The following is an 831-nucleotide window of genomic DNA, read 5'->3' as shown; positions in this document are numbered from 1 at the left end:
GGCATTAAAATATTTACTTGATTCCTAGCTTACTTAGGTCGCTGAGCTCTCGAGTTGCCATTTCTTCATTTAAGCGAGTAATCGTATATTTTGCTTGTTCTTGCTTCGCTTCTTCTTCCTTGTCTTTGAAGTAGACTTTAATTTCAAAACTATCCTGGGACTGAATAAGCGCCTCGGCTCTCACTAACTCGGTGTCTAGGCCTGGATACAAATCCAGCTTGCGCTTAACAATCTTTTTTATCTCGCCCTCTAAGCTTTTTAATGCATCCTTACTTGGGGCTGCGCCTTTCTGTTTACGTATAAAACGCTTCATTTTCAGCGCTCTATCAGCGCGAGAAAGCAAGGACATATTCCAGGCAACAACAAGCATATCTAGACGTGACTGTAATTCACTCGCACTGCCCGCTGAATAGAGTAGATCACCACTTATATCGACCAGCATTTGTGAAGTATTTTCTTGTTCCGACATAAGGCCTCTTATTGAAGGTAAGTAATATTCTTAAACTGCTTGCAGTATATCCCAGGCACCCAATGAGTGCATTAACTCTCAACAACACTACCTATATTGAACCGCAAGCCCGGCGATAAGCTGTCAATAGCGTTCACTAGTTGTTTTTGGCAAACTGGTCTCAAAATTAAACTATACGACAGTTAAAGATAACGTTAATATAAGTGCTATAAATACTGCTACTAGGGAAGCATTTCTTAAGGGAGCTCTTAAAGGAACTAAGGTAAGAATCATAGCATTTTCTGCCACAACGAATGACGTGGCTAAACTTTATCTTTAGTGAGCTGACTGTGATTATCACCATTATCCATACCCTTGAAGCG

The 831-nt window shown here is 40.6% G+C and carries 1 protein-coding gene; it reads right to left on the bottom strand.

The features are described 5' to 3' along the window. Positions 1 to 13: 13 nt before the first annotated feature. On the bottom strand, positions 14 to 469 hold the full coding sequence (locus A3766_RS27670) for a hypothetical protein (protein ID WP_068510452.1): 456 nt from the start codon (positions 467 to 469) through the stop codon (positions 14 to 16). Between the last annotated feature and the right edge of the window lie 362 nt (positions 470 to 831).

Source organism: Oleiphilus sp. HI0132, from assembly GCF_001635845.1.
The sequence above is the reverse complement of the archived record's forward strand: the minus strand, read 5'-3'. Positions and strand labels throughout refer to the sequence as shown.

Coding starts and splice junctions, on each gene's coding strand:
- A3766_RS27670 (WP_068510452.1), bottom strand. CDS start 469: ATGTCGGAACAAGAAAATACTTCACAAATGCTGGTCGATATAAGTGGT.